General features: G+C 65.5%; 17 protein-coding genes, 1 tRNA gene and 1 pseudogene. All 19 read left to right on the forward strand.

Annotated features, from left to right (window positions below):
- Nucleotides 1-762 (forward strand): annotated as a pseudogene (locus D7V77_RS15485) (N-acetylmuramoyl-L-alanine amidase); the annotation flags it as partial.
- Nucleotides 763-859: 97 nt separating this feature from the next.
- On the forward strand, nt 860-1,873 hold the full coding sequence (gene gap / locus D7V77_RS15490; RefSeq protein WP_120577065.1) for a type I glyceraldehyde-3-phosphate dehydrogenase: 1,014 nt from the start codon (nt 860-862) through the stop codon (nt 1,871-1,873).
- Nucleotides 1,874-1,929: 56 nt separating this feature from the next.
- A complete protein-coding gene (gene pgk / locus D7V77_RS15495; RefSeq protein WP_120577066.1) occupies nt 1,930-3,123 on the forward strand; it encodes a phosphoglycerate kinase in 1,194 nt (397 codons plus the stop codon).
- A gap of 36 nt (nt 3,124-3,159) precedes the next feature.
- Entirely contained in the window at nt 3,160-3,921 is a 762-nt protein-coding gene (tpiA, locus tag D7V77_RS15500) for a triose-phosphate isomerase (protein ID WP_120577067.1), read from the forward strand.
- Nucleotides 3,922-4,004: 83 nt separating this feature from the next.
- Nucleotides 4,005-4,403: a preprotein translocase subunit SecG gene (gene secG, locus D7V77_RS15505; RefSeq protein WP_120577068.1), complete on the forward strand. Its 399-nt coding sequence runs from the start codon at nt 4,005-4,007 to the stop codon at nt 4,401-4,403.
- A gap of 85 nt (nt 4,404-4,488) precedes the next feature.
- Nucleotides 4,489-4,570 (forward strand) — tRNA-Leu (locus tag D7V77_RS15510).
- A 481-nt stretch (nt 4,571-5,051) separates the two neighbouring features.
- Nucleotides 5,052-5,264 carry a helix-turn-helix domain-containing protein gene (locus tag D7V77_RS15520; RefSeq protein ID WP_120577069.1) on the forward strand — a complete coding sequence of 71 codons (213 nt, stop codon included), beginning with the start codon at nt 5,052-5,054 and terminating at the stop codon, nt 5,262-5,264.
- The gene (locus D7V77_RS15525) at nt 5,261-5,827 is read left to right on the forward strand and encodes a BrxE family protein (protein ID WP_120577070.1); all 567 of its coding nucleotides are present in this window, start codon (nt 5,261-5,263) and stop codon (nt 5,825-5,827) included. The genes D7V77_RS15520 and D7V77_RS15525 overlap by 4 nt, the downstream gene beginning before the upstream one ends.
- On the forward strand, nt 5,824-6,609 hold the full coding sequence (locus D7V77_RS15530; RefSeq protein WP_120577071.1) for a BrxA family protein: 786 nt from the start codon (nt 5,824-5,826) through the stop codon (nt 6,607-6,609). Before D7V77_RS15525 ends, D7V77_RS15530 begins: the two co-directional genes overlap by 4 nt.
- Nucleotides 6,606-7,181: a BREX protein BrxB domain-containing protein gene (locus tag D7V77_RS15535; RefSeq protein WP_120577072.1), complete on the forward strand. Its 576-nt coding sequence runs from the start codon at nt 6,606-6,608 to the stop codon at nt 7,179-7,181. Before D7V77_RS15530 ends, D7V77_RS15535 begins: the two co-directional genes overlap by 4 nt.
- A gap of 12 nt (nt 7,182-7,193) precedes the next feature.
- Nucleotides 7,194-10,760, forward strand: coding sequence for a BREX system P-loop protein BrxC (gene brxC, locus D7V77_RS15540; RefSeq protein ID WP_120577073.1), 3,567 nt, complete (start codon nt 7,194-7,196; stop codon nt 10,758-10,760).
- Nucleotides 10,761-10,766: 6 nt separating this feature from the next.
- Nucleotides 10,767-11,852 (forward strand): GTP pyrophosphokinase family protein, encoded by a 1,086-nt coding sequence (locus D7V77_RS15545; RefSeq protein WP_120577074.1) that lies wholly within the window; start codon nt 10,767-10,769, stop codon nt 11,850-11,852.
- Nucleotides 11,852-15,805, forward strand: coding sequence for a BREX-1 system adenine-specific DNA-methyltransferase PglX (gene pglX, locus D7V77_RS15550; RefSeq protein WP_120577075.1), 3,954 nt, complete (start codon nt 11,852-11,854; stop codon nt 15,803-15,805). Before D7V77_RS15545 ends, pglX begins: the two co-directional genes overlap by 1 nt.
- On the forward strand, nt 15,805-18,357 hold the full coding sequence (locus tag D7V77_RS15555; RefSeq protein WP_120577076.1) for a PglZ domain-containing protein: 2,553 nt from the start codon (nt 15,805-15,807) through the stop codon (nt 18,355-18,357). Before pglX ends, D7V77_RS15555 begins: the two co-directional genes overlap by 1 nt.
- Nucleotides 18,358-18,360: 3 nt before the next feature.
- A complete protein-coding gene (brxL, locus tag D7V77_RS15560; RefSeq protein ID WP_120577077.1) occupies nt 18,361-20,400 on the forward strand; it encodes a protease Lon-related BREX system protein BrxL in 2,040 nt (679 codons plus the stop codon).
- Nucleotides 20,401-20,403: 3 nt separating this feature from the next.
- Nucleotides 20,404-21,675, forward strand: a complete 1,272-nt coding sequence (locus tag D7V77_RS15565) for a hypothetical protein (protein ID WP_120577078.1) — start codon at nt 20,404-20,406, stop codon at nt 21,673-21,675.
- A 573-nt stretch (nt 21,676-22,248) separates the two neighbouring features.
- Complete coding sequence (locus D7V77_RS15570; protein ID WP_120577079.1) at nt 22,249-22,791, forward strand: DUF2378 family protein; 543 nt, start codon at nt 22,249-22,251, stop codon at nt 22,789-22,791.
- A gap of 190 nt (nt 22,792-22,981) precedes the next feature.
- On the forward strand, nt 22,982-23,524 hold the full coding sequence (locus D7V77_RS15575; protein WP_120577080.1) for a DUF2378 family protein: 543 nt from the start codon (nt 22,982-22,984) through the stop codon (nt 23,522-23,524).
- A gap of 12 nt (nt 23,525-23,536) precedes the next feature.
- Nucleotides 23,537-23,716 (forward strand): hypothetical protein, encoded by a 180-nt coding sequence (locus D7V77_RS43270; RefSeq protein WP_147452071.1) that lies wholly within the window; start codon nt 23,537-23,539, stop codon nt 23,714-23,716.
- The last annotated feature ends 1 nt before the right edge of the window (nt 23,717 follow it).

Below are 23,717 nucleotides of genomic sequence, written 5' to 3' on the forward strand. Positions count from 1 at the left end.
GGCGCGGGCCTGACGCGGACGGAGCAGGACGCCCTGCGCGCGTTCGTCACGGGGGGCGGGCACCTGATGCTGTCGGGCGGACGCACGGTGTCCACGCTCGCGGCGGGTACCGCGGACGACAAGCTGTTCCTCACGGACATCCTCCGGGCGTCCATCGCGGCGGGGGCGCCGGTGGCCCGGGTGCAGGGCTCGGCGGGCGGGCTCCTCGCGGACCTGGCGGCCACGCCGCTGGCGGATGGGACGCTCGGCGCCTATCCGGTGGGGGTGACGGACGTGCTGGCCCCGACGGGCGGCGGCGCGGACGTGCTGCGCTACACCGGCACGTCGCTGGGCGCGGGCGTGCTCTCCGCGGGCACGGCGCCCGCGGGCCAGGTGCTGGTGCTGGGCTTCCCGTTCGAGGGCCTTGCGTCCAATCGTGAGCGGTCGCGGCTGGTGGGCGCGTTCCTGGTGCGTTCAGGACTCGTCACCCAGGCGCCGGCCCTGCCTGACGCGGACGTGACGCCCGCGGTCAGCCCCCGGCCGCTGGCGTCCTGCGTGGCGGTGCGGGAGGTGGATCCGCATCCGCCGGTGGACCCGGGCCCGGTGGACCCGGAGCCGCAACCCACGGTCATTCCGGCGCTCCCCAATGACTATTCCCCCAAGGGGGACAGCGGCTGCGGATGCGGGGCCGGTGCGGGAACGGCCTCCGGGCTCTGGCTGTTGGTCGGGGTGATTGTTCAGCTCCGGCGTGCACGCGCGAAAGCGGCCCACGCGAAGCGTTGACTCGGCGGGGGCGCCTGCCTACGGTCGCCCGCCTTCTTTACGAGATTCATGACGGTGGGCCGCGAAGGCCCACTCCTTCAAGGAGACGGAAAACACCATGGCCATCAAGCTCGCCATCAACGGCTTCGGTCGTATCGGTCGCTGCATCCTGCGCGCCGCGCTCAGCCGCAAGGAAGACCTCGAGATCGTCGCCATCAACGACCTCGACAAGCCGTCGGCGCTGGCCCACCTGTTCAAGTACGACTCCGTGCACCGCACGTGGCCGGGCGAGGTGTCCCACACCGACAAGGGCATCGTGGTGAACGGCAAGGAGATCGCCGTCACCGCGGAGAAGGACCCCTCCGCGCTGCCCTGGAAGAACATGAACGTGGACGTGGTGATGGAGTGCACCGGCCGCTTCACGGCCCGTGACGCCGCCGCCAAGCACCTGGCCGCGGGCGCCAAGAAGGTCATCATCTCCGCGCCGGCCAAGGGCCCGGACCTGACCATCGCGTACGGCATCAACCAGAACGAGTACGACCCGGCGAAGCACCACATCGTGTCCAACGCCTCGTGCACCACCAACTGCCTGGCGCCCATCGCCAAGGTGCTGGTGGACAACTTCGGCATCGAGAAGGGCCTGATGACGACGGTGCACAGCTACACCAACGACCAGCGCATCCTGGACCTCACCCACGAGGACATGCGCCGCGCCCGCGCCGCCGCGCTCTCCATGATCCCCACCAGCACCGGCGCCGCGAAGGCCATCGGTGAGGTCATCCCGTCGCTCAAGGGCAAGATGCACGGCATCTCCGTCCGCGTCCCCACCCCGAACGTGTCCCTGGTGGACCTGACGGTGAACACCACCAAGAAGGTCACGGCCGAAGAGGTCATCGCCGCGATGAAGGCCGCCGCCAACGGCGCGCTCAAGGGCGTGCTGGAGTTCAGCGACGCGCAGACGGTGTCGGTGGACTACAACGGCAACCCGCACTCGGCCATCTTCGACGCCACGAACTGCTTCGTGATGGGCGACAACATGGTCAAGGTCATGGCCTGGTACGACAACGAGTGGGGCTTCTCCAACCGCATGGTCGACACGGCGAAGTTCCTCGTGTCCAAGGGCGTGGCGTAAAGCCTCCCCGCACCGGCACCCCAGGCTGACCGAGACAGGCACAAGGGACACCCAAGATGATCCGCTACATCGATGACCTGCAGTTGACCGGCAAGCGCGTCTTCATCCGCGTGGACTTCAACGTCCCGCTGGAGGGGCGCCGCATCACCGACGACACCCGCATCCGTGAGGCGCTCCCCACCATCCGGCGCGCGCTGGAGATGGGCGGCAAGGTCATCCTGGCGTCCCACCTCGGTCGGCCCAAGGGCGCGGACCCCAAGCTGTCCACGGTGCTCGTCGCGGAGAAGCTGGCGGAGCTGCTGGGCGGCAAGCACGAGGTCATCCACGCGGACGACTGCGTGGGTGACAACGTGAAGAAGCAGGTGAATGACCTGAAGGCGGGGCAGGTGCTCCTCTTGGAGAACCTGCGCTTCCACAAGGAGGAGGAGGCGAACGACGAGGCCTTCTCGCGCGAGCTGGCGGCGCTGGCGGACGTCTACGTCAACGACGCGTTCGGCACGGCGCACCGCGCGCACGCGTCCACGGCCGGCATGGTGCCCTTCGTGAAGGAGAAGGCCGCCGGCCTCCTGATGCGCAAGGAGATCGAGTACCTGGGCGACAAGGTGCTGCGCAATCCGCAGAAGCCCTTCGTGGCCATCCTGGGCGGCTCCAAGGTGAGCGACAAGATCAAGGTCATCGAGAGCCTGCTGCCCAAGGTGGACGCGCTGCTCGTGGGTGGCGCCATGGCGTACACCTTCCTGAAGGCGCAGGGCATCGAAGTGGGCAAGAGCCGGGTGGAGGAGGGCGACAAGCTGGCGCTGGCGGCGAAGCTGCTGGACACGGCCAAGCGCCTGAAGACGCCGCTGGTGCTGCCCATCGACCACATCGTCTGCGCGGACATCGACGGCAAGGGCCCGGTGAAGGAGACGCCGGATCAGGTGGTGCCGGCGGACATGATCGGCCTGGACATCGGTCCCAAGACGCGCGCGATGTACACGCAGCGCATCCGCGACGCGAAGACGGTGATCTGGAACGGGCCCATGGGCCGCTTCGAGGTCGACAAGTTCGCGGAGGGCACGCGCTCGGTGGCCGCGGCGATGTCCATCAACAAGGACGCCGTCACGGTGATTGGCGGCGGCGACAGCGCGGCGGCGGTGGAGCAGATGGGCTACGCGGACAAGATGAGCCACGTGTCCACGGGTGGTGGCGCGTCGCTGGAGTTCCTGGAGGGCCAGCCGCTGCCTGGCATCAAGGCGCTGGAGACGAAGTAGGGCACCCACGCGGTACGCACCGGGGGAGACACCTCGATGGCTCGTCGGAAGATCGTCGCTGGCAACTGGAAGATGAACAAGACGGTGCCGGAAGCGCTCGCGCTGGTGCGGGAGCTTCGCAGTGCGGTGGCGGCAATGGGCGACAAGGTGGAGGTGGCCATCGCGCCCCCGTTCGTCGCGTTGCAGCCCCTGCACGTCGCGCTGGAGGGGGCACCCCTGCAGCTGGCGGCGCAGAACTGTCACTGGGAGTCCTCGGGCGCCTTCACGGGTGAAATCAGCGCGCCGATGCTGGCGGAGCTGGGGTGTGCCTACGTCATCGTGGGGCACTCGGAGCGCCGGCAATTCTTCGGTGAGACGGACGCCACGGTGAACAAGCGGGCGAAGGCGGTGAAGGCCGCCGGGATGACGCCCATCGTCTGCGTGGGCGAGACGCTGGCCGAGCGCGAGTCGAACCAGACGCTCACGGTGGTGGAGCGCCAGGTGCGGGGCGCGCTGGAGGGCTTCTCCGGGGCGGACGTGGCGACGTTCGTGATGGCGTACGAGCCGGTGTGGGCGATTGGGACGGGCCGGACGGCGACGACGGCGCAGGCGCAGGAGGTCCACGCGGCCATCCGGGGCCTGCTGACCCGGATGTACGACGAGGGGACGGCCGAGCGGGTCCGCATCCAGTACGGCGGCAGCGTGAAGCCGGACAACGCGGCGGAATTGCTGGGTCAGCCGGACGTGGACGGGGCGCTCGTGGGGGGAGCGAGCCTCAAGGCGGCGGACTTCGTGGCCATCGTGAAGGCGGCTGGCTGAAGCCGTTATCCCTGTTAGAAGTTGTCACCCGTTGACCACTTTGTGTAGGTTGCGCCCTCTTTCACGGAGCGTTTGGAACACCCATGCTGACCTTCTTCACGATCGTGCACGTCCTGCTCTGCGTGTTCATGATCTTCGTCATCTTGTTGCAGCCGGGGAAGGACGCCGGCATGGGTTCCGCCCTCGGTGGCGGCGCCGCGACGAGCGCCTTCGGTGGGCGCGGCGCGGTGACCTTCTTGAGCAAGCTGACGGGCGTCTGCGCCGGCTTGTTCTTCCTGACCTCGCTGGGCCTGTCGTTCGTGGGCCTGCGCGGTTCGGTGGCCGCGGGTTCGGTGGCGACGCCGCCGGCGAAGACGGCCCCGGCGACCCCGGGAGCCACGACGCCGGCTCCTGCTGCTCCGGGAGCGGTGGAGCAGGAGCGTTCCGCGACGCCGCCGGCGGAGGGCCAGCAGGCTCCCGCGCCGACGACGCCCGCGCCGTAGTCGTCAGGAAGCATCGGATTCACGCGACCGTTGAATTGGTTGTTGCGTGAATCCACGGGGTCCGGTAGATGGACCCCGCCGAAACGCCCAGGTGGTGGAACTGGTAGACACACCATCTTGAGGGGGTGGCGCCGAAAGGTGTGCGGGTTCGAATCCCGCCCTGGGCACTCCGAACAAGAGCCTCCGAGTCGAAAGACTCGGGGGCTTTTGTCGTTTCTGGGCTGTGGCCTTTGGGGGGCATGTCGGGGGCGGGCACCGCATCGTTCTTCACGTTCGTAGCCATCGACATGTCGATGCTGGCGTGCCCCAGCGGCTCCTGAACGGCCTTGCGCGGCATAGCCCACATGACGAGGTGGCTGGCGTGTGCAGGGTGTGTCAGCCGATGCGACGGATGCCGGCCAGTTCCGCGTTTTGGAGGATGGCTTCCTCGCAAGTGTGCTGGCGGACGGATGAAGCCTCCATCCTGTTGAGGGAACACCCAAGGCTGGTCGAACTGTCCAGGGACCTCCCGAAGGGCGTTCAATGCTCCTTCGTTCTCGCCTTTCATCACTCTTCGAGTCTTCTCGACTTTGCTTGGGTATTCTCGGAAGGGCCCGCTCCGGTTACCGTGCACAGGTGCACAGTGGTTATCCAATCGGAGCACAGCCGATGATGATAGAGCCTTGGGCCTCGGCTGAAGGCGCCGCCAAGCATCTCGGGATGGCAAAAGATTCCGTCTATCGCTGGATCGAGGCCCGTAAGCTCCCAGCCCACAAGATCACTCGCCTCTGGAAGTTCAAGCTTTCCGAGGCCGACGAGTGGGGGCGGACGGGCGGTGCCGACGCGCACGACGGCAGCACCGACAAAGGGGGCTCGCAGTGAAGCCTGGGACCATCGACCTCGATCGCCTGCTCAAACTGCGCCTCATCGTCGCCCGCTTCGGCGAGATGGACCTCGCCAAGTGGTGGAACACTAAGAACCAACTCGGGCGTTTCGGCGCCACCGCCCTCCGGCGCGGCTTCCCACGCACGCACCGCTTCGCACAGGCCCGCTCCGTATTCGCGGTCGCCGCCCACCGCTGCGCCGAGGTCTTCGAGCCCCCGGGCAGTGTCACGCTTTGGCGACTGCCTGAGACCATCGAGGAGGAGTTCGACGCGCGCTGGGAGCACTGGCTCGACAACGCCGGCGAGTGGACGGCCTTCTTCGAGAAGCTTGAGTCGCTCTCGGGCACCGACCTCACCGCCATCCTGCGCGCATTCGAGGTCGTGACAGAGCGCGACCTCGAAGCATACGCCCGTCTGCGCCGCTCGGCCGAAGGCCGCGCCGTGCCACTGCCCGGGCTCTTCTCGGGCACTGACAACGATGTGGCGCTCCTGGCCCTTGGCTTCGCGCGCGGCGAGCACGGCGCGCTCGCCGTCCCCTACGCGCGGAGGGCGGAAGCGTGACGTCGACTTTGCGCGCGAACGTGGTCTCGTCCTTCACGGTCGTGAAAGGGGCGATGATCGCAGAGACCTACGCAGTCTTCGCGGCGTGGGACTTCGAGCGTTCGAAGCGCGAGAACCTCGACCGCCTCCGCGATGAGAACTTCATCGGCGCCAGCAGCACGACGTGGCTCCGCGACGTCTCCAAGGTGCTGAACCGCCGCTTCGACCCTGCTGGTCGCGACCGGCCCCTCGTTGTGCTCGCACAGCATGGCTTCCCCCTCGGCGAGTGGAAGCCGCTGCTCCTCTGGCATATGACGCGCGACGAGTTCCTCGTCCGCGACTTCATCGAGACTTGGCTGTTCGCCGCCTACGACGGCGGTACTTTCCGCGTCCGTACCGAGGACGTCGAGGAGTATCTCGGCGGTATCTCCAAGCGCGGCGCGACCACCGAGCATGCGTGGTCTGTGCAGACCACCAAGCGCGTCGCGGCGGGCCTGCTCAAGATCGCCGTCGACTTCGGTCTGCTGCGCGGCTCCACCACCAAGGAGTTCTTCTCGTTCCACCTGCCGGAGAAGAGCTTCCTTTACCTCCTGCACGCGATGCGCGACGAGAAGCTGAGCCCCAGCAAGGTCGTCGCGTCGCCCGAGTGGCGCCTGTTCCTCATGCGCCCCGCCGACGTCGAGCACGAACTTCTGCGTCTGCATCAGTACCGCAAGCTCGAATACCAGGTCGCCGGCAGCCTCGTGCAGCTCTCCCTGCCTTGCACGAGCACCAGCGAGTACGCCGAGAGGATGGTTGCATGAGCGACCTCGAACATCGCATCAAGCAGAGCCTCGAGCCCGTCCTCGAGCTGCCCGACCCCCGGCAGCGCCTCAGCGCGTACCACGACATGCCGTACGCGCTGTTCCGCTACGACCCCGAGGATGAGTTCGACCTGCGCAAGCAGGTGACGCTGCTCGAAACGCGGCTCTCACAGAAGGGAAAGCGCGTCCGCCGCATCTCCCTGGCCGAGTGCCTCGACGAGGCGATGCGCTCGCAGCGCCCGCTCGAGGAGTGGTTCACCGCCGAGCGCGAGCAGGGCGTCGAGACCATCGTTGAGACCGTCCACTCTGTCCTCTCGGAGTACTCGCCGCTCGTCGACCTCGTCGCTGCCCGAATGCCCGAGGCCCCAGATCCACTGCTCGACGTCGTCTTAATCTTGCGCACCGGCGCGCTCTTCCCCGTGTATCGGACCTTCTCGCTACTTGAACAGCTCAAGGGCCGCGTCCACGTTCCGACCGTTCTCTTCTACCCCGGCGACCTCAATGGCGCGGCAGGCCTGCGCTTCATGGGCGTGCTCGACGCGGAGCACAACTACCGCCCGAAGATCTTCTGAGGACTACCGACGATGACGACGCCTACGCCCATCAAGACGCTCTTCGCAAACGACATCCACCGTCGCATCGAAGAAGTCATCAAGGTCGACCAGACCGACGAGGAGATCATCCGCGACGAAATCAACGAGTACGTCGTCACGGATGCGATCCTCTTGCATTACACCAACATCTTCGACGCCTACCGCGAGACGCCGAACAAGCCCCACGAGGGCATCGCCATCTGGGTCTCCGGCTTCTTCGGCTCAGGTAAGTCGAGCTTCGCCAAGATGCTCGGCCTCTCGGTTGCGAACCGCACCGTCGCCGGCGAGTCCGCCGCCGCGCGCTTCGCCGAGCGCACGGGCGACAAGAAGCTCCAGGTCCTGCTGAAGGCCATCAACGAGAAGATCCCAACCCATGCGGTCATCTTCGACGTCTCGACTGACCGGGGCATCCGCAGCGGCAACCAGACGCTGACCGAGATCATGTACGGGCTCTTCCTCCAGAGCCTCGGCTACGCGAAGGATCTCGACCTCTCAGAGCTGGAGATCGGGCTCGAGGAGAAGGGGCAGCTTGCGCGCTTCGAGGATGAGTACAAGAGGCTCTTTAAGAAGGACTGGGCCGTCGAGAAAGGCAAGGTCGCCTTTGCGCTTTCCGAGGCGAGTCGTGTGCTCCACAGCCTCGACCCGGACACGTACCCGATGGCCGACTCGTGGGTGAAAGCCGTCAAGAATAAGGCCGACATCTCGCCTGGCAAGCTGGCCGAGCGCGCGGGCGAGCTGATGAAGCGCCGCAAGTCAGGCCACGCGCTGATGTTCGTCGTCGACGAGGTTGGCCAGTTCGTCGCGCGCGACGTCCAGAAGATGCTCGACCTGCAGGCCATCGTGCAGAGCCTCGGCGTGAAGGGTCGTGGCAAGCACTGGGTCGTCGTCACCTCGCAGGAGAAACTCGGCGAACTCGTCTCGGGGCTCGACGACAAGAAGATCGAGCTGGCGCGCCTGATGGACCGCTTCCCGCTGCAGGTCCACCTCGAGCCGTCCGACATCTCCGAAGTCACCAGCCGCCGCGTTCTCTCGAAGAACGCCGGTGCGCAGACCGCGCTCGGGAAGTTGTTTGATGAGCATCGCGGCCGCCTCACCGAGCACACCCGGCTCACCGCCGATATCAAGCTCCCAGAGCTGTCGCGCGAGGCGTTCATCGACCTGTACCCGCTGCTGCCGTACCAGATCGACCTCATCATCCAGGTCGTCTCGGGCCTGCGCACGCAGAGCGGCGCGAGCAAGCACGTCGGCGGCGCGAACCGCACCATAATCAAGCTCGCGCAGCAGCTCCTCATCAATCCGGCGGTGAACCTCGCCGACGGCAATCTCGGCGACCTCGTGCGGCTCGATCAGGTCTACGACCTCGTCGAGGGCAACATCGGCTCAGAGGTGCGCGCGAAGATCTCCGCCATCTCCAAGGAGCTGAACCACCCGCTCGCGCAGCCTGTGGCCAAGGTCATCTGCCTACTGCAGTACGTGAAGAGCGTCCACCGAAGCGCCGAGAACATCGCAGCGGCTCTGCACGGCAATGCCAGCGGAGACTCGCAGCTCGTCTCGGTGAAGGAGGCCCTGCGCGAGCTCGAGGCGGCCCACAAGGTTCGCCATGGCGACGACGGCTACCGCATCCCGACGCCCGCCGAGGACGACTGGGAGCGCCTGCGCAACGGCATCAGCCCGAAGCGAGGCGACTCCCACCGCCTCTACTCCGAGGTGCTGTCGGCGTTCTGGCAGCCACAGCCCTCGCACACGCTGTTCGACACCAAGACCTTCAAGGCGGGTCTCGCCATCCACGGCCGCGAAGTCACGAGCGGCGACATGATGTTCCAGGTCCACCTCGCCGATGACGGCAAGGAGCTGGAAGCGCTCGCCGCCGAGCTCCGCACGCGCAGCCAGCAGGAGCGAAAGCACGTCTTCTGGGCTATCGGGTTGACCGACGCTATCGACCGCGAAACCGTCGAGCTGTTCCGCAGCAAGGAGATGCTCGCCCGCAAGGAGCGCGAGACGAAGGGCGAGGACACGCCCGCCCTCATCGCCGAGGAGCGTGTTCGCCTGCGCAGGCACAGCGACGAGCTGCGCCGCCTGCTGCGCGCCGCGTGCCTCTCCGGCCGCATCTACTTCCGGGGCAATGACCGCAGCCCCTCCGACCGCGCCGTCGACGTGGGCAAGACCGCCGCTGAGGTGCTCAGTCAGGTGCTGCCCGAGGTCTTCGACCGCTTCAAGGAGGCCGCCGCCAAGGCGACGGAGGTGAAGAAGGGCGCCGACGCACTTTTCACCGCCGAGAACCTCCAGGGCCTGCCGAGCGTGTTCGGCGGCATCGGGCTTTTGCGTGACGAGAAGGGCAAGACCGTCTTCCGCACCGAGAGCGGCCCGCTGAAGGAAGTGCTCGACCGCATCGAGGAGCGAGCCAACTACGGCGACACCGCGAGCGGCCGCTACCTCACCGACGATTTCGCCAAGGAGCCATTCGGCTGGGACTTCGAGGTCGTGCGCCTGCTGGTACTCTCGCTGCTTCGCGCCGGCAAGCTCGAAGCGACCAGCAAGGGCCAGACACTCGATACCGTCACCGGCGTTGAGGCGCGCGACACCTTCTCGAACAACAACCTGTTCAGGCAAGCGTCGTTCCGCCCAAAGAAGGGCATCGAGTTCGAGGAGCTGGTGAAAGCCTCCGAGGCCTTCCGCGACACCTTCGGCAGCGAGGTGAAGGAGCTGAATGCCGGAGCTATCGTCGCCGAGCTTCGCAAGGAGGGCGCGCGCAACGAGGACACCGTGTCGTCCGCTCTCGCGACGCTCACCAAGCATCGCCTGCCGGGCGGCGCGGTCCTCGAGAGAGCCATCGGCCAGATGAAGGCCATCCTCCGGGGCTCCGAGGACAACGCCATCGCCACGTTCAACACGAGCCATCGAGCTATAAAGGACGCCATCAAGCGTGCCGTCGAGCTCGAGCAGGTGCTTAACGAGCCGCGCCTCCATGACCTTGAGCGAGCGCGCAAGGCGCAGTCGAGTCTCTGGATCTTCCTGAGCCAGGAGTCGGACATTTCCGATGACCTGCGCACGCGCGCGGCTGCGCTCGAAGACCTGCTCGCCCGAGAAACGTTCTTCAAGGAGCTTCCGATCATCGAGCAGCACACGAAGGCTATCGAGGCCGAGTACAGCCGCCGCTTCGACGATGCACTGGAGGCACGCGCCACCGTCTATGAGGACGCATTTGATCGGTTCGACAAGGCGTCGGCCTGGCTAGGTCTCACCAAGGAAGACCGGGAACGCCTCCAGCCAGCGCGAGATCGCCTCGTCGCACAATTCGAGCTGCTCCGTAAACGGGATGTCGAGCCGGTCCCAATCCCTCAGCTGCGGTCGGACTGCGACGCTTGTGAGGGCCGCCTCCGGGCCGCGCTCGCGGAGCTCAACCGGCTCATCGACGGCGAGCGCGTCGTTACAGTGAGCGTCGCGAGCTACTTCGCCGGCGGCATTGAGTCCGAGGATCAGCTCGATGCGGCGCTCGACGGTATCCGCGAGGAGTGCGCCCGGCTCATCGGTGCTGGCAAAAAGGTCTTCATTCAGTAGCGCAACATGACCATCTCAGATGACACCATCAAGAAGGCTGTGCAGCGGTACCACCGCGAGTACGACCGTTACCTGAAGCTCGCTGCGCGCGTGGCCGAAATCTGCCGTTCGGAGATCGTCGAAGGCAACGCCATTCGCGCTCAGGTGACGTCACGGGCGAAGAGCCCGAAGAGTTTCGAGGGCAAGCTGCGTCGCTTCGCGGCGACTGGCAAGAAGTCGATCCCCGACGTCGATGCGGTGTTCGACCAAATCCGCGACCTCGCCGCCGTTCGGGTCGCCACGTACGAACAGCGTCATGAGGACCAGGTCGTGCAGCTTGTTTGCAAGCGGTTTGTTGACGCCAGCGGCCAGCGTCCAATCCACGAGCGCAAAGATAAGAACCGCGACGATCCCAACAATTTCTACCGAGCCAGCCACGTCGAGGTCTTTCTCACGACTGCGGATGGAGTGGGCACCTACGCGAACGTGATGGACGTGTCGTGCGAGGTGCAGGTGTGCAGCATGATGGCGCACGTCTGGAACGAGATCGAACACGACCTCGGCTACAAGCCGGCTGCCGGAGTGCTTTCAGACCAAGAGCGGAACTTTCTTATGATGCTCGGTCAGTCGGTCCGGATGGGCGACGGTACCATCTTGAGTCTCTTCGCCGAAACCGAGCGCCGGCAGCGCGAGCAGGGCGGTGCTTTTACGGACGTCTACGACTTCGTGGCTCGTCTCCGTGGCTGGTTCCCGGGCGTCGACTTCGGCCGCAACGCAGGTGCTCTCTTCGAGGCTCTGCAACCGATTCGCCTCGTAAATCCTGACAGCATCCGTCGGCTCCTCGTGTTGCCCGAGCCGCTGACAGACGCCAGCCGCGCCGCCCTCGATGCGTTCTCGCGTAGACTCGAGGCTCAAGGAGACTCGCGCTTCACTCTCGACCCGAATTCTTCGGACCTCCTTTTAGTGCTCCTTCTTCCGAAGATCGGCCGGCATCTCCACGCCCCCACTACCGATTCGCCAACAGACAGCGTGGCGCGGGTGCGGTGGTTCGCAGAGCGTTATCCGGAGGCGCCTGCACCAACGAACCCATTGGCCCAAGCGGGGAAGACCTGATGGACAAGGACACACGCAACGCCATCGAACGTGCCACGCAGCGAGCGCGGATGCTCCTTGAGGAGGACTTCGCCGCGCAGCTTGAGGGCGGCTTCGACGTGCACCGCGACGGCAAGCTTGCCGCCAAGGCGGGTGGTCACCTCTCGGCCCGTCAGGCCTTCCAGCGCGAGCGCATCGTTGCGGCCATCGAGCACAAGCGGGCGTCCGGCATGAGCGCCGCCGACTCGGTTGGCGACTACCTGCGCGACGCCGCCTTCACCACGATCAACCGCTTCGTCGCGCTGAAGATGCTCGAGGCCCGCGAACTCATGCAGGAGTGCATCACCAAGGGCGAGCAGTCGGCGGGCTACCGCGAGTTTGCCGGCATGGCTCCGGGCCTGCCGCTTCTGCCCGACAGCGCGGGCTACCGGCTCTACATCGAGTCGCTCTTCGACGAGCTGTCGACCGAGGTGAAGGTTCTCTTCGACCGCCGCGATCCGTCGAGCGTGCTTTGGCCGAAGCGCGCGACCTTCGAGCAGCTCCTTGAGGTACTGAACGACGGCGAACTCGCCAAGGTCTGGGGAGAGGACGAGACCATCGGCTGGGTCTACCAGTACTTCAACTCGCTCGAAGAGCGGCAGGCGATGAAGGACGTGAAATCCGGCGGCTCGCAGGCTCCTCGGAACAGCCGAGAGCTGGCGACGCGGAACCAGTTCTTCACGCCCCGATACATCGTCCGTTTCCTCACCGACAACACGCTTGGGCGCCTGTGGTGGGAGATGCGCGGTGGCCTGACCGCGCTCGTCGAACACTGCGAGTTCCTCACGGTCAAGAGCGGGACGGTGCCGCCACAGCGCGCAGGTAAGGACCCGAGAGACATTCGCGTCATCGATCCCGCATGCGGCTCGGGCCACTTCCTCCTCTACGGCTTCGATCTCCTCATCGAGATCTACCGGGAGGCTTGGGCCGATCCACGCGACGTCACGTCTTTCGAAACCGGCAAGAGTCTCCGAGAGGACTACTCGACGGTCGAGAGCCTGAACGCGGCGCTGCCCGAGCTGATCGTTCGGCACAACCTCTACGGCGTCGACATCGATCCACGCTGCGTTCAGGTCGCCTCGTTCGCGCTATGGCTCCGCGCGCAGCGAGCATGGCGTGACTTCGGCGTGCAGCGCAGCGCACGCCGTCGCATCGAGCGGAGCAACATCATCCTTGCGGAGCCCATGCCGGGAGACGATGACCTGGTTCGCGAGTTCGCGCGTCACGTTGAGCATCCTCTCTTAGCGGAGGTCTTCGAGAAGATCGTCGGTGCCTTCAAGCTCGCTGGCGACCTCGGCTTGATGCTGCGTGTAGAACGCACCCTCGAGGACACGATTCGCAAAGCGGAACGCGCGACTCGTCAGGGGGAGATGTTCGGAGGCAGGCTGACCTCGACGGCGCTCTGGGACACCGCTGAAGAACAGCTCATCGCCGAGTTGACGAAGTTCGCTGCGGGCGCCCCCGGCAAGGAGCACGAGCGCCGACGGCTCTTCCGTCACGACTCGGCGCACGGCCTTGCGCTCCTCGATGCTGCGCGCATGCGCTTCGACGTGGTCCTCATGAATCCGCCGTTCGGCGACACGAGCGGCCCGTCGAAGGAGTACGTCGAAGGTGCGTATCCCGATAGCCGGCAGGACATCTTCGCCGTCTTCGTCGATCGCTGCGTCCGAGAGCTCGCCCCGACGGGCTTTGTTGGTGTGATCTCAACGGAGGCCGGGTTGTTCCGGCGCACGCTTGAGCCGTGGCGCCGGAACGTGCTGCTCGCGTCGAGCCGCATGGAAGTCATGGCTCACCTTGGGGGGCACGTCCTAGACGGAGCCACGGTTCGCGTTGCGGCCTACGCCCTGGCCTCAGGCTCGAAGACCGGTAGCTCGCTGTACCTTCGCTTGCTGGGCGAGGGAAAGACGTCGCGCGAGCCATCCCTCCGGCAGGTAGTGGGGTGCGTGCGCAGCGGAACACCTTCGGATCGGAGTTTCGCAACGGACCAGCGCGAGTTCGAGAAGTTGCCCTACGCGGTCTTCGGCTACTGGTGCTCGCCCGAGCTGCGAGACGTCTTCGTCAACCACCCGGCGCTCGAAGGGGCCTCTGGCCGTGCCCGTCAGGGGCTTGCGTCGGCCGACGACTTTCGCTTCCTGCGCTTGCGCTGGGAGGTCGCCCCCTCGCGAGTCGGCGCTGACGATGCGTGGATGCCGTTCGCTAAGGGGGGCGAGTACAGCCCCTACTTCGACGATATCCACCTGCTCGTATCGGCACCGACGCCGCGGAGTGCGCTGGCCGCGTTCACCGGCTCGTATATCCGCAACCCGGATTGCTATGGCAAGCGTGGCATTACGTGGCCGCCGCGCACGAACAAGCGGTTCGCGCCTCGAGCGTTGCCTGGAGGGTGCGCGTTCGGACATAAGGGCCCGTCCATCGTCGGCACCGAGCCCGATGCATGGGCCCTTCTCGCCGCTCTGAACTCGCGTGTTGTGAGCTACCTCTTGAGCCTCGGGCTTGGGACTGCCGAAGCGGAGGGCGGCGCTGGCGCCAACTCGTATGAGGTGGGGCTCGTGCAGCGCATCCCGGTGCCGAGAACGGTGCCCGCCGATTCGGAGCTCGCGTCCTATGCGAAGCAGGCTTGGACGGCCCGAGCAGATACTGGACTGCGCGATGAGACCACCGCGGTCTTCCGTAGCCCGATCGCGCCCCTGTCGCTCAAGGGCTCTCTCCAGGAAACCTGGGCCGCACTGGTTACCCATCAGGAGGCGCAGCTCGACACCTACGTCACGGCGCAAGAGGCGATCGATCGCCGGACGTCCGACCTTTATGGCCTCACGTCAAGCGACTGGACGGAGATCGAGAGCAACGTCGGCGACGTCCATCGACCCGAAATCGCCCGCGATGAGCGCGCCCGGCGTGAGTGGGCCGAAACCATTGTCGCATACCTCGTGGGCTGCGCCTTCGGGCGTTGGACGGCGTCACTGCTGCTGCAGTCGTCAGAACTGTCGAGCAGCCGTGCGTACGAAGCGCCCACGGCACCTGAGCTCGAGGTCGCCGACGCACCGGCCGTTCTCGTGGACGATGCTGGACACCCGCTCGACGTTGTGGCTCGCTGCGAAGCGGCAGTGGAGTCGGCGATCCCGAAGCGTGGCGAGGGGCTCCTGCAGGAACTCGTAGACATGCTGGGTGTCCCGGAGCTGCGGCGGTACCTCAGTGCCGAGTTCTTCGCGTCCCACTTGCGGAACTACACGAAGAGCCGCCGCAGCGCGCCGTACTACGTTCCGCTGTCGACGCGAAGCTCGGAGTTCATTGTTTGGCTCAATGCTCAGCGCGTTACTGGCGACACCTTGTTCACGATCCAGAGCGAGTTCCTTGCGCAGAGGGTCCGGCTCGAGGAGGGCCGCGTCGCCGCCACCCGTGCTGCCGGAGGCGGCAGCAAGGCCCGCAGGGAGCTGGAAAAGCAGGAGGCATCGCTCGAAGAGCTACATGCTTTCGTCGATGACGTAAGACGCGTGGCTCCGCTGTGGAAGCCGAACCTCGACGACGGCGCGGCGATCAACTTCGCCCCGCTCTGGCGGCTCGTTCCGCATCACAAGGCTTGGCAGAAGGAACTGAAGGCGACCTGGGATGCCCTCTGTGAGGGCGAATACGACTGGGCCCACCTAGCGATGCACCTCTGGCCCGAGCGCGTGGTCCCGAAGTGCGTGAAGGACCGCAGCCTCGCCATCGCCCACGGGCTCGAAGACGTGTTCTGGGTCGAAGGGACCGACGCCAAGTGGACGGCCCGTAAGACGCCTACTCGCAGCGTCGAGGAACTCGTGCGCGAGCGCACCTCGCCCGCCGTGAAGTCCGCGCTCAAGAGCTTGCTCGAAGCTCCCACCGCCACTGGCAAGACCGCTGGGCGTGGGCGTGGTGGCCATCGCAAGGCCGCTGCCGCCGAGGGAGGAGACGCCTGATGCACCCACTTCACGACTACGTGGCGAAGCAGCTCGCCGACAAGCTCAAGTCCCGTCGTGTCGTCGTCTGGTACGACGAGCGCGCAGAGTTCCAGTCCTTTGTCGATGAGGTGCGCGGTGGACCTCGTGCGTCCGGCGAACCCGTCGCGGTCTCTGTCGGCGGTGCTAGCATGCGCCTCGCCGAGTACGCCGGTTCGATGTTCGAGCTGCGCGCGGTAATCGAGCCCCATGTGAGCGGCGACGCGCCCGCGACGGTCGTCGTCTACATGCCGAACGTCATCCGCGACCGGAAGGCTTCGATCCTTATGGAGCTCGAGAAGGCCGGTACGACGTGGGAGCCGCAGCTCAAGCAGCTCGCCAAGAACGTGCTGCTCCAGAAATACACGCTCGGCGTCGTCGACGAGATGCTGCCCTTCGACCGCAAGGTCTCCTACGAGGACTTGGCGCGCGCGGCGGCGGGCAACTCCGGCGCGGAGCCGCCGTCGATCCTGAAGAGCATCTTCCACGATGCGAGCGGCAACGATGGGCTCCTCACGGTATGGCTCGTGAACGACGCGCGCGACCCCGAGATTGTGAACAAGGAAGCCACGCGCGAGTTGATGAAGCTCGTGAAGGCCCGCCTCGGACTTGACCTTGCCTCCGATACCCCTCTGGCGAAGCTCCGCGCCATCACACTGCGCTACGTGCTCGCAGCCGAGTTCCGGCTCGACCTGTCCTGTGATGCGCCCGCGTCACTCGACAGTGTCGCGAAGCCGCCGACGGAGGACGAGGAGTCTGCCGTGCGCGAGATTGCGCGGCGCCTGCGAACCGGCCACGACAAGGCGTATGCGGTGCTGGCCGACCGCGTCGAAGAGGAACTGGGCCTCAAGAACGCGAAGCTCCCGCCCGGCTCACTCGGAGCCATCGACACGTTCCGCTTCGAGGAGCGCGCCCTCCTTCGTCACGCGGGTGACCTCATCTCGAACAACAAGTTCGGCGAGGCCCTCGCGCTCGTTTCAGAGCGCGAGCATAGCTTCTGGCTTGACCGAGACGTCAGCAGGAAGGCCCAGTGGGAAGCCACTCGACGCATGGCCGAACTGGGCAACGTAGCGATGGAAGTGGGAAGGGCCGTCAACAAGACTTCAGGAGATGCCGCCGCATGGCTGGACGCCTACGTGTCGAAGGACGGCTGGTTCCGTCTCGACCAGGCCCAGCGTCGCCTCGAGGCGTGGGTCGCGAACCTAGACGAGGAGCCCGAGGAGCGCCCGCTCGGCGTGGTCCGACGCGCCCACGAGGACGCCTGCCACGCGATGGCGGAAGGCTTCACCAAGGCGCTCGTGAAGGCCGGGTGGGCCATTCCCGGTGCACTCCACCAGACGCGTATCTGGAGCGAGGTCGTCGCCGGCAAACCCAAACCCGTCGCCTACTTCCTCGTCGACGCCATGCGCTTCGAGATGGGCGTGGATCTCGCCGAGCGCCTGCCGAAGACCTCCGAGGTCTCGGTGCGCGCCGCCGTCGGCGCGCTGCCCAGCATCACGCCTATCGGCATGGCGGCGCTCATGCCTGGAGCGTCGGGGAGCTTTTCCGTCGTCGAGCAAGACGACAAGCTCGGCGCGCGAATCGACGACAGCTTCCTGCCGGACCTCGCGAGCCGAAAGAAGTTCGCTGCCGCGCGCGTGCCGAAGCTCATCGACGTAACGCTCGATGAGCTCTTGAGCCTGCAGCCATCGAAGCTCGCGAAGAAGCTCGATGGCGCACAGGTGTTCGTCGTCCGCTCGCAGGAGATCGATCACGCTGGCGAGACGGGCTTCACGTTCCAGGCGCGGCAGGTGATGGACACCGTCATCGACAATCTCGCGCGCGCGATTCGCAAGCTCGCGGCGGCGGGCATCGAGCACGCGGTGGTCAGTGCCGACCACGGGCACCTGTTCTTCGCCAACGACCGTGACGAGTCGATGCGAACCGACGCTCCCGGCGGCTACACCGTGGAGCTGCACCGCCGCTGCTGGCTCGGTCGCGGCGGGGCTACGCCCCCCGGCTGCGTGCGTGTAGCCGCGTCGTCGCTCGGGTATGCCTCAGACCTGGACCTCGTGTTCCCGGCGGCTACCGGTGTCTTCAAGGCCGGCGGCGACCTCGCGTTCCACCACGGTGGCCCCTCGCTTCAAGAACTGGTCATCCCGGTGCTCACCGTTCGAACGAAGGCAAGGGAGTCCGCTCTCCCTTCCACAGGCCCCATCACGGCGGCGTCGCTCCCGGATGCAGTGACGAACCGCATCTTCAGCGTGACGTTCACCTTTGGCGAGAAGCAGATGCTGCTCGGAGCGACGGGCATTCAAGTTCGTCCGCTGCTGATGGCGGCAGGCAAGCAGGTTGGCGCGGTTGGGATGGTCGTCGACGCGCAGTTCGATCGTGCGACTGGGTGCGTAAACCTTGAGCCGAACAAGCCGGTGACCGTCGCCTTTTTGCTGAGCGTCGAGAGTGTCGCCTCGTTGCGCGTCGTGGTGCAGGACCCGATGACCGACGCGGAGCTTTATCGATCGCCCACCGACATCCCGGTTCGGCTTGGAGTGTAAGCCATGAGCAACGGAGCAACCCCGACGCGAGATGCGCTCGACGACAAGGTCAACCGCCTGTTTGCCGGGAAGGTGGTGCGCAAGGACCTCGTCCGAAAGGTGAAGGTCGGCGCCAACGTGCCGGTCTTCGTCCTCGAATTCCTCCTCGGGAAGTACTGCGCGTCGAGCGATGAAGTCGCGATTCAGATGGGACTCCAGGTCGTCAACGACACGCTCGCGAACAACTACATCCGCTCCGATGAGTCGATGAAGGCGCAAGCGATAGTTAAGGACCGCGGGCGTCACACCTTCATTGACAAGGTGAAGGTGCGCCTCGTCGACTCGGACTACTGGGCCGAGGTCACGAACTTCGGCCACAAGAACGTCCACGTGCCCGAGCACTACGTGCGCGACTATGAGCGCCTCGTGATGGGCGGAGTTTGGGCGCAGGTCGACATGCGCTTCGAGTACGATGAGGAGTCGCGTGGCAAGAACCCGTTCTGGATCGACAAGCTGACACCGATCCAGATCGCGACCTTCGATGTTGAGGAGTACCGGCGTGTCCGGAGCGAATTCACGACCGACGAGTGGCTCGACCTCATCATGCGAAGCATGGGGTACGAGCCGGGTGAAATGTCGCGGCGCTTGAAGCTGCTCTTCCTCGTCCGCCTCATCCCGCTCGCGGAGCGCAACTACAACCTGGTCGAACTTGGGCCGCGCGGCACGGGCAAGAGCTACGTCGTCCAGGAGGTCTCACCGTACTCGGCGCTGCTCACCGGCGGCACCACAGTGGCCAACCTCTTCGGGCACATGAGCGGCCGGCAGAAGGGCATGGTGCAAATCTGGGACGTCGTCGGGTTTGACGAGGTCGCTGACCTCCAGAAGATGCCGAAAGAGGTCATCACGACGATGAAGACCTACTGCGAGTCCGGCACCTTTCAACGCGGGCAGGAGGCGGTCTCTGGTGACGCGAGTATCGCTATGTTCGGCAACACCAATCAGCCCGTCGACGTGATGGTCCAGACGGGGCACCTGTTCGCGCCCATGCCGGACATCATTCGCGACGACATGGCCTTCATCGACCGCATGCATTTCTACCTCCCGGGTTGGGAGATTCCGAAGATGCGGAACGATCTCTTCACGAACCACTACGGGTTCGTCGTCGACTACCTCGCCGAGGCGCTCCGCGAGATGCGGAAGCACAACTTTACGGAGATCATCGACCGCCACTTTTCGCTCGGCGCCCACCTCAACGCCCGCGACCGGAAGGCAGTGCGCAAGACCGTCTCGGGAGTGATGAAGATCCTCTTCCCGCACGCCGAGGTTACTCAGGAAGAACTCGCCGAGGTCCTCGAACTCGCGCTTGAAGGACGGCGGCGCGTGAAGGAGCAGCTTAAGAAGATGGGCTCCTTCGAATACTACCACACGTCCTTCAGCTACACGCTGCAGGAAACCGGCGAGGAGAAGTTCGTCGGGGTGCCCGAGCAGGGCGGGCGAGACCTCATCTCCACCGAACCGTTGGCTCCTGGAACCGTCTACAGCGCCGGTGTCACGTCCGAGGGCACCGTCGGCCTCTACCGCGTCGAAGTCTCCATCTCGAGCGGTACGGGCAAGCTCAAGCTCGCGGGCGGCGTTGCCGGCACGATGAAGGAGTCCGTCCAGCGGGCCTTCAGCTTCCTACAGGCGAAGAAAACGGAGCTTGGCATCGCGCGCGACCTAGACGTCTCCGATGTTCACGTCGAGGTGATCGACCTACTCGCGAACCGAGTCGAGGCCGAGCTCGGAGTAGCATTCTTCGTCGCCTGCTACTCGGCTCTGCGAAAGGCGCCCGTCAGCCCCGCGCTCCTCATCCTCGGGGATATGAGCGTCCAGGGGAACATCAAGCCGCTCCGCTCGCTCACCGAGCCGCTCCAGGTCGCGAAGGACAACGGCGCCAAGCGCGCCCTCATCCCGATCGAGAACAAGCGGAACTTCCTCGACGTGAGCGCTGACATCATGGAGCACGTTGACCCGGTCTTCTTCGGCGATCCGAAGATCGCGGCGATGAAGGTGTTGGGAGGCTGAGTCGTGGAGGAGCCTCTCCGAGGTGCCGTTCGATGGTACCTCGGGCGCCACGAAGAGCAGGCGACCCCCTTCTACTGCGACCCGGAGAGCATCGGCGCGTTCGCGGTCGAGCCCGCCGAACTCGCGGCCGGCATCGAAGCAGCAGTCTTCCGCCTCTTCATCACGCTGTCGATGTATCAGGCGCTGCGTGACGTCATAGTCGCCCGTCAACAGCGCTCGCTGTCGCGCGCGTCGATGCGCGTCGTCGCCGATGTAGCCTTCCTGAAGCGGTCCATCGCGCAGCACCAGTGCCCGACGCTAAGCTCTGTTGACGCCTTCGAGGAGAGTTGCGACGTTTCGAAGACGCGCGAGCACGTTGACTGTAGACAGTGCCCCGGTGTCGCCTGTCACGTGAAGGACGCCACCATTGTCTTCAACCGAATGGGCGACATGGGCAAGCTGCCGACTTCAGCTTGGCTCCGGCTCTGGAAGGGCGGCGGCGTGCGCACGCTGTTCAAGCGCGTGTGCCAGGACGAACTTTCGCCCACCAAGAGGGCCGCGCTGCTCGTCGAGCACTTCGCCGGTGTTCACCGGGTCGGGCGCAAGCTTGCGACGATGTTCGTAAGCGCGCTCTCGACGCCGGCGCTCGCCCCAGGACTTACGCCGTGGTTCCCAGCCGTCGATGGCAACGAGTTGGTCGTGGTCGACACGAACGTCGCGCGGGCCGTGGACGCGCTGCGCAAGCCCGGTGCGTCTCGGACGTACAACGCGCGCGAGCGGTGGGTACGCGAGCAGGCCACGAAGATGGACCTTCGCGAGTGCCGGCCCGACCTCCCTCGCTACTCGCCAAGGCTCGTGCAGGAGGCGCTCTATGCGTTCTGTTCGAAGTCGAACCGGTGTGGCCCGAGGGGACGTGTGCGCCGCGCGCACGACGCCATGCGCGGGCTGTGCGCCCGTGCTGTGCCCCTTCGCGGCGTCGATGGAGGGCGTGTATGTGGTGGCCAGTTAAACGTCAGCGCCGCCGTCCAGCCCGAAGGCCCTTTGCTGTTGAACGTCTCAGTTTCCTTCCCCGGTGGAGAGAAGGGAGCGTGCGATCCGCGTTCAGGCGGGGCCGTCGCGTCGCCGGACTCTCTGGCATCCATCGCGAGGGTGTGTTCCGGAGTGCACGCTCGTCAATTCAGGACTCCACTGCCGCTTCGTACAAGGTCGTCACGTACTTCAACAAAGATCTGGACTGGGCGATGGCGTTCCGGAACGTCGATGTCCTCCTGCTGCATGGCTGGCTCTCCGACTTGATCACATCCGCAATACAACGGCGTTCGAACACAGCGGCGCAGTGTGAGCCACGACAAGGTGGGGAAGACTACGCCTATCCTTTCGTGGAAGTGCTTCGGTCCCGGCCGGTCCTCTGCTGCCACATGCACCGGGCGTATCGCGCTGCCTTCCGGTACGTGTCGGGCCAAGTGGCGGTCGTGGCCTGCTGGCCCGCATGCGACCGGGGCTCAAATTCCTCGCCGTGTTCCAAGCATCCGCGGGCGGGTCCACATGGCAGGCTGTTGAAAAACTCTTCGGCAGCCACCGCGACCCACTACGGGATCGATATGACTTTGAAAGTTCGCCCCATGGGTTGTAGGTCGAGAGAGGTCCCGGTCCTTTTTCAACAGCCTGCTAGGTCACCTGGACCCGGCTGAGTCATCGAAATCACGCAATACACGCATTGTGAAACAACGTGGCTAGCCGTGAAACATCGGTGGGACGTCTCAGACCCAGGTCGTAGCCCCAGGGGGGCTTCGGATTTGTCGGAGGGATGGTGTACTCTTCTTGGCGACACGGCGGAATGGGACCGCCGGGTTTGGGCCGGGGTGTTTCGTGGAAGAAGAGATCGTCTATCGCCACACGGTGGAGGGGGTGTTCCGATCCATTGGTGACCGGCTCACTCCGGAGCTCCGGACGAAGCTCAAGGATGTGGGCCTGGACCTGGACGCTAAGTCTCCGCACCACACGGCCCGGAAGACCTTCGCGGAGGCCATTCGCGTCACCGTCGAGCACCTGTACCCGCAGCTCGACATGGGCGAGGGCTACCGGCGCCTGGGCATCGGCATCATCCAGGGGATGGAGCAGACCGTGCTCGGCAAGTCGCTCGTGTCCATGTGGCCCATCTTCGGGCCGGAGCGCGTCGTGGTTCGCATCCAGGAGAGCTTCTCCACCGTCAACAACTACATGCGGTCGGAGCTGCTCACCCAGGGCCCCGGGCACCACATCATCCGCGTCAACGAGTGCAACGGGAACCCGGGCTACCTCCGCGGCCTCATTGAAGCGGGCCTGGCCAAGGCCGGCGCCAAGAACCTGCGCGTCGAGCCCTTTGACTTCGATGGCCACGCCTGCTCCTACCGCATCCGCTGGGGCGGCTGAGGCTTGAACCCAGGGAGTTCCCTGGAGCCGGGCAATCCCAGAACTTCGACCCAGCTCCGGTGTCTGGGAAAGACAGACGGATTTGATTGAGGTTGTGTGGGGTCTGGCGGTCGCTCGCTCGTTCGTGATGACATTGCCGTGAGCTGCCGTTAGGGCTGCGCGCAATTACATCCGACCCTCGGACGGATTCATGGCCGAACAGGTTGTCTATCGTCACACGATTGAAGGGCTCTTCCGCTCCATTGGTCGGCGGCTCACTCCGGAGCTGAAGAACCAGTTGAAGCAGGCCGGCCTGGACCTGGACGCACCCATTCCTCGCAACACGCCCCGGGTTGTCTTCGCGGAGGCGCTGCGCATCACCTCACGGGAACTCTACCCGGACGTCGATACAGACGAAGCCTACCGGCGCCTGGGCGCGGGGCTCATCCAGGGCGTGGAGCAGACGTTGCTCGGCAAGGCGCTCGTCGCGATGTGGCCCATCTTCGGACCGGAGCGCGTCGTCGTCCGCATCCAGGAGAGCTTCGCCACCGTGAACAACTACCTGCAGACCGAGCTGGAGACCCAGGGCGTTGCGCACCACATCATCCGCGTTTCCGAGTGCAACGGGAGCCCCGGCTACCTGCGCGGCATTATCGAGGCTGGCCTGGCCAAGGCCGGGGCCCGGAACCTCCGGGTGGAGCCGTTCGACTTCGACGGACATGCCTGCTCCTACCGTATCCAGTGGGACCCCTGATAAAACGGGGAAATGAAGAAATTCGCCTTCGCTCGACACCGTGTGCTGTGTTTTGCCGGCGCCTTCCTGCTGTCCCTTTCTTGTGGTCCTCAGGAGGGCTTGACTCCGGACCTGGATGAGACCGGCGAGGTCTCCCAGGCGGCCCTGGCTGCCCCGACGCTGCTCGAAGTCGTCCCCGGCAACGGCAGGTGAC

The sequence above is a fragment of the Corallococcus sp. CA041A genome (genome assembly GCF_003612075.1).
GTDB lineage: Bacteria > Myxococcota > Myxococcia > Myxococcales > Myxococcaceae > Corallococcus > Corallococcus exiguus.